The organism is Kitasatospora sp. NPDC043950, from assembly GCF_056435345.1.
Genome location: NZ_JBWKER010000103.1, coordinates 1 through 5,540 on the forward strand (window position 1 = coordinate 1; position 5,540 = coordinate 5,540).

The window sequence follows — 5,540 nt, forward strand, 5'->3', positions numbered from 1 at the left end:
ACGGCCGCATCGTCGACGAACTCCACCACCCCACCGCCGACACCGTCCTGGACCGCATGCGCCGCTTCGACGCCAAGGGCCGCACCAGCTAGAGCGTCCCGCTGGCCCCGGCGCCCCCGACCTTCGAGAACCCCAGGACTGACACCCCCTCATGTACCGCACCGCTTTGCGCAACGTGCTGGCCCACAAGGGCCGACTGCTCATGACGATGCTCGCCGTGCTGCTCGGCACCGCCTTCGTCGCCGGCACCATGGTCTTCTCCGACACCTTCGGCAACGCGCTCAGGACTCAGAACTCCAAGAGCTACACGGACATCGCCGTCACGGTCAGCGACCGCGACGCCGCCCGCCAGGCCTACGACCACACGGGCGAGGACTCCGAGGGCCCGGCCCTCACCGAGGAAATCCGCAAGGCGGTCGCGGCGCTGCCCGGCGCCGCCGAGGCGCGCGGCGTGGTCAGCGGCTTCGCCGGCATCGCCGACAAGAAGGGCGCGCTGATCGGCAACGGTTTCTCCACCACCGGCACCAACTACGTGCCGGGCGCCGACGGCACCGACCCGCGCTACCCGCTGGTCGACGGCCGCGGCCCGCACGGCTCGGGCGAGATCGCACTGGACACCAATACCGCCGAGAAGGGCGGCTACAAGGTCGGCGACACCGTCCGGGTCGCCGTCAACGGCCCGGTGATGGAGCTCAAGCTCACCGGCACCCTGACCACCAACGACCCGCGCGTGCTGGCCGGCGGCTCGCTGGCCGCCTTCGACACCGCCACCGCCCAGCAGCTCTACCTGAGCCCGGGCCGCTACGCCGAGCTGGACGTCAAGAGCAAGCCGGGCGCGGACGACACCGCGCTGCTCGCCGCCGTCAAGCAGACCGCCCCGCAGGGCGACTCGATCGAGGCGAAGACCGGGCGCGAGCTCGCCGCCGAGCAGGACCGGATGATCCAGCAGGGCACCAAGGTCCTGAGCACCTTCCTGATGGTCTTCGCCTTCATCTCACTGTTCGTCGGCATCTTCATCATCGCCAACACCTTCACCATGCTGGTCGCCCAACGCACCAAGGAACTCGCACTGCTGCGGGCGATCGGCGCCAGCCGCAGGCAGATCACCCGCTCCGTGCTGGTCGAGGCACTACTGGTCGGCCTGCTCGCCTCGGCGGCCGGGCTGCTCGCCGGCATCGGGATCGGCGCCGGAATGCAGTCGCTGGTCAGCGCGATGGACGACACCATGCCGCAGGGCTCGCTGGTGATCAAGCCGCTCACCATCGCGGTGACCCTGGCCGTCGGCGTCCTGGTGACGGTGCTGTCCGCCCTGCTGCCGGCCGTGCGCGCCGCCCGGATCGCCCCGGTGGCCGCGATGAGCTCGGTCGAGCAGCCGGCCACCCAGAAGAGTCTGCGGGTGCGCAACACGATCGGCCTGCTGTTCACGCTGGCCGGCGCGGGCGCCCTGGCCGCGGGCGCGGGCGGCAAGGAGTACAAGCTGGTCGGGCTCGGCGCGGGCACCCTGCTGATCGGCGTGTTCGTGCTGACCCCGCTGCTGGCCCGGCCGCTGATCGCGCTGTTCGCCCCGCTGCTGCGCAAGGTCTACGGCACGCCGGGCAAGCTGGCCCAGGAGAACGCGATCCGCAACCCGCGCCGGACGGCGGCCACCGCCTCGGCACTGACCATCGGCGTCACCCTGATCACCGCGCTGACCGTGGTCGGCGCCTCGGTGAACAAGGCCGTCGACGCGGCGACCGCGAACGACCTCAAGGCCGACTTCACGGTCGCCATGCAGAACGGCTCGAAGCTCTCCCCCGAGGTCGCCAGCCAGATCGCCAAGGCGCCCGGCGTCAGCGCCATGAGCGTGATGCGCGAAATCCGGGTGACGACCGACAAGGGCGACTCCGACTACGAGTTCCTGACGGGCGTCGACGCCGCGACCATCGGCCAGCTGGCCACCGTCAAGGTCAAGGACGGCTCGGCGGACGCCCTCAAGCAGGGCAAGCTGATGATGAGCTCGGGCACCGCCGAACGCCTCGGCTTCAAGGTCGGCGACACCATGGCCGTCACCTACCCGGACAAGACCAAGGGCTCGCTCACCGTCGGCGCCGTGCTGGAGGCCAACAGCGCGCTGGCCAACATCATCGCCCCGGACAACGTGGTGGGCCCGCACGCGCTGCCCGGCTCCGGCCCGGCGAAGGTCCTGGTGAAGGGCGCCAACGGCGCGGACGAGAAGCTGAAGCAGGCGCTGCGCGACGCGACCGGCGGCAACCCGCTGATCGCGGTCAAGGGCGAGAAGGACATCAAGGCGGAGAACCGTCAGCTGATCACCGGCATGCTGAACATGATGTACGGGCTGCTCGGGATGGCCGTGGTGATCGCGGTGCTCGGCGTGGTCAACACCATGGCGATGTCGGTGTTCGAGCGGCGCCGGGAGATCGGCATGCTGCGGGCGATCGGCCTGGACCGGATCGGCATCCGCCGGATGGTCCGGCTGGAGTCGCTGCTGATCGCGCTGTTCGGCGGCGCGGTCGGGATCGGGCTCGGGATCCTGGTGGCCTGGGCGGGCAACCGCACGATGGCCGACTCGTTCAAGAACATGACCACCGTGGTGCCGCCGCTGCAGATCGTCGGCTTCCTGGTCGCGGCCGCGGTGATCGGCCTGCTGGCCGCCCTCTGGCCGGCCCACCGGGCCGCCCGGATGGACATCCTGGGCGCGATCAAGAGCGAGTAGACGCCCCCCGCAAGCGCGCCGGAGCCCCGGACGGTCGAGGACCGTCCGGGGCTCCGGCGTATCCCGGTCCCACCGGGGTACGGCTGTCGGTGGTGCGTGCAAGGATGCTCGCGCGCACAGGGGCGAGGCGAAGGGGGCCAAGGCATGGAGACCAGCCGGTTCACGGGCGAGGACCCGCACGGGCACCAGCACGCGGTGAAGGTCGTCTCGGGGCGGAACAACACCCGGCGCGTGGTCTGCGAGAGCTGCGGCTACCGCAGGTCGGCGACGTTCGGTGCGCAGGCGAAGGCCTCCGAGCACCTGTCGCAGACGCACGACGCCGGGTACGTCCGACAGGAGTTCGCGCCGGGCCCGTGGATCGCCGCGGCCGTCGGGCTGGTCGCCTTCATCGTCTTCCTCTGCGTGTACGGGATATAGCGCCGCGTGCCTGTGCGGGACATAGCGCCGCACACGACACCGCCCCGCCCGGCGGGGTGCCGGACGGGGCGGGGCGGTTCGCCGAACGGAGGGGTCAGGCGGCCGGCTTGGCGGCGACGGGCTTCGCCTTGCCGCCGAACAGGCCGAAGAACACGGCGAGGGTCGGCACCAGGTAGAGCAGCCAGACCACGAGCTGCAGCACGGTCGGGTCCGGCTGGAAGTTGAACACGCCCTTGAGCAGGGTGCCGTACCAGCTGTCCTTGGGAATGGTGCTGCTGATGTCGAAGGCCACGCTGTGCAGGCCCGGCAGCCAGCCGGCCTCCTGGAGGTCGTGCACGCCGTAGGCGAGCACGCCGGCCGCGACGACCACCAGCATCGCGCCGGTCCAGGTGAAGAACTTGGCCAGGTTGATCTTCAGCGCGCCGCGGTAGAACAGCCAGCCGAGCACCACCGAGGTGAGCAGGCCGAGCGCGGCGCCGATCAGCGGGTTGTAGCCGTCGTTGGTGGCCTGCACCGCCGACCAGATGAACAGCGCGGTCTCCAGGCCCTCGCGGCCGACCGCCAGGAAGCAGGTGACCACCAGGGCCGTGGTGCCCATGGCGATGGCCGCGTCCAGCTTGCCGTGCAGTTCGGTCTTCAGGTGCCGGGCGGTGCGGCGCATCCAGAACACCATCCAGGTGACCAGCCCGACCGAGATGATCGACAGCGAGCCGCCCAGCGCCTCCTGGGCCTCGAAGGTGAGCTGCGAGGAGCCGAACTGCAGCACGGCGCCGAAGACCATGCTGAGCACCACGGCGGATGCGACGCCGATCCACACCGGCGGCAGCTTGTCCCTGCGGCCGGTCTTGACCAGGTAGGCGATCAGGATGCAGACGACCAGGCTGGCTTCGAGGCCTTCGCGCAGGCCGATCAGGTAGTTGCCGAACACGGCACTCTCCTCGGGGGGTTGAACGGGGCGGGGGATCAGCCGAAGAGCGCTTGGCCCCACCACTCCCCGGGCTTGCGGACGCCCGCCGGGCAGGCGAAGTGGGCGGAACCGACGTGCTGGATGTACTCGTTGAGCTTGTCGCCGGCCGCGAGCCGCTGCTGGAGCGGCACGAAGGCCTTGCGGGTGTCGCGCTGGTAGGCGAGGAAGAACAGGCCGGCGTCCAGGCGGCCGAGGCCGTCGGTGCCGTCGGTGAAGGAGAAGCCGCGGCGCAGGATCATCAGGCCGTTGTTGGCGTCCGGGTGGGCCAGGGCGACGTGCGAGCCGGCGGGCATCGCCTTGAGGTCCGGCGCGTCGTGCTCCTTGGCCTTGCCGTAGGGGGCGCCCTCGCCCTTGGTGCGGCCGAAGGTGTCCTCCTGGTCCTTGAGCGAGGCGCGGTCCCAGGTCTCGATGTGCATCCGGATCCGCCGGGCGACCAGGTAGGAGCCGCCGGTCATCCACTCGGGGCCGTCGCCGGGGGCGGCCCAGACGTGCTCGGCCAGCCCGGCGCCGTCGGTGCCCGCGATGTTGTGGGTGCCGTCCTTGAAGCCGAGCAGGTTGCGCGGGGTCTGGGCGTCCGGCGTGGTGGAGGACGTCTTGCCGAAGCCGAGCTGGGACCAGCGGATGTTCACGGTGCCCATGCCGATCCGGGCCAGGTTGCGAATCGCGTGCACGGCGACCTGCGGGTCGTCGGCGCAGGCCTGGACGCAGAGGTCGCCGCCGCTGCGCAGCGGGTCGAGCTTGTCGCCCTTGAAGTTCGGCAGGTCGATCAGGGCCTCGGGGCGCTTGGCACGGAGGCCGAAGCGGTCGACGCCGTCCTGGTCGAACAGGGTGGGGCCGAAGCCGATGGTGAGGGTGAGCCGGGAGGCGGGCAGGCCGAGGGCCTCACCGGTGTCGTCCGGCGGCGCCTCGGGCAGGCCGTCGGCGGCGCCGGTGCCGACCTCGCGGCCACCGGTCATCGCGGCGGCGGCCTTGGTCCACTCCTTGAGCATCTTGACCAGCGACTCGCGGGTCGCCTTCTCGGAGACGTCGAAGGCGGCGAAGTGCAGGCGGTCCTGGACCGGGGTGGCGATGCCGGACTGGTTCTCGCCGTAGAAGGGCACCTCGGCGCCGGTCTGGGCGGCCGCCGCCGGGGCGGGGTCGTCCTGCCGGGTGGCGGCGGCGACCGAGCCGACGGCGGCGGCGCCGAGCGCGACGCCCGCGCCGGCCCAGCCGATCACGGCCCGTCGGCTGACGGCGCCCCCGGCGGCAGCGGCGGGGGCGTTCGCGGTGCCCTCGGGGTTCTCGGGGTTCTCGGTGCCCTTGGCGTTCTCGGCGTCCATCGGCGGGCGGATCCTTCTCTGTGCTGACTCGCCGATGCCGTGGGGGGGGGGGGGGGGGGGGACGGGGGGGGGGGGGGGGGGGGGGGGGGGGGGGGGGGGGGGGGGGGGGGGGTGCGGACGATGA

4 protein-coding genes and 1 pseudogene are annotated in these 5,540 nt (G+C 71.8%); 3 read left to right on the forward strand and 2 right to left on the reverse strand.

The features are described 5' to 3' along the window. From AC07BF_RS36855 to AC07BF_RS36865, 3 genes and pseudogenes are all read left to right on the forward strand, one after another. Positions 1–92, forward strand: a pseudogene (locus AC07BF_RS36855) (ABC transporter ATP-binding protein); the annotation flags it as partial. 59 nt (positions 93–151) lie between these two features. After that, positions 152–2,713 carry an ABC transporter permease gene (locus AC07BF_RS36860; RefSeq protein WP_363629895.1) on the forward strand — a complete coding sequence of 854 codons (2,562 nt, stop codon included), beginning with the start codon at positions 152–154 and terminating at the stop codon, positions 2,711–2,713. Positions 2,714–2,857: 144 nt separating this feature from the next. Continuing rightward, complete coding sequence (locus AC07BF_RS36865; RefSeq protein ID WP_363629893.1) at positions 2,858–3,130, forward strand: hypothetical protein; 273 nt, start codon at positions 2,858–2,860, stop codon at positions 3,128–3,130. Between the two features lie 94 nt (positions 3,131–3,224). Here AC07BF_RS36865 and efeU read toward each other — a convergent pair whose 3' ends face one another. Together efeU and efeB are read right to left on the reverse strand one after the other, a co-directional pair. Further along, entirely contained in the window at positions 3,225–4,058 is an 834-nt protein-coding gene (gene efeU / locus AC07BF_RS36870; RefSeq protein ID WP_363629891.1) for an iron uptake transporter permease EfeU, read from the reverse strand. Between the two features lie 35 nt (positions 4,059–4,093). Continuing rightward, the gene (efeB, locus tag AC07BF_RS36875) at positions 4,094–5,416 is read right to left on the reverse strand and encodes an iron uptake transporter deferrochelatase/peroxidase subunit (RefSeq protein WP_363589518.1); all 1,323 of its coding nucleotides are present in this window, start codon (positions 5,414–5,416) and stop codon (positions 4,094–4,096) included. Between the last annotated feature and the right edge of the window lie 124 nt (positions 5,417–5,540).

What these genes read in the sequence shown, in the direction of transcription:
- efeB (WP_363589518.1), bottom strand. Translation starts at nt 5,416, where the DNA reads ATGGACGCCGAGAACGCCAAGGGCACCGAGAACCCCGAGAACCCCGAG.
- AC07BF_RS36865 (WP_363629893.1), top strand. Translation starts at nt 2,858, where the DNA reads ATGGAGACCAGCCGGTTCACGGGCGAGGACCCGCACGGGCACCAGCAC.
- AC07BF_RS36860 (WP_363629895.1), top strand. Translation starts at nt 152, where the DNA reads ATGTACCGCACCGCTTTGCGCAACGTGCTGGCCCACAAGGGCCGACTG.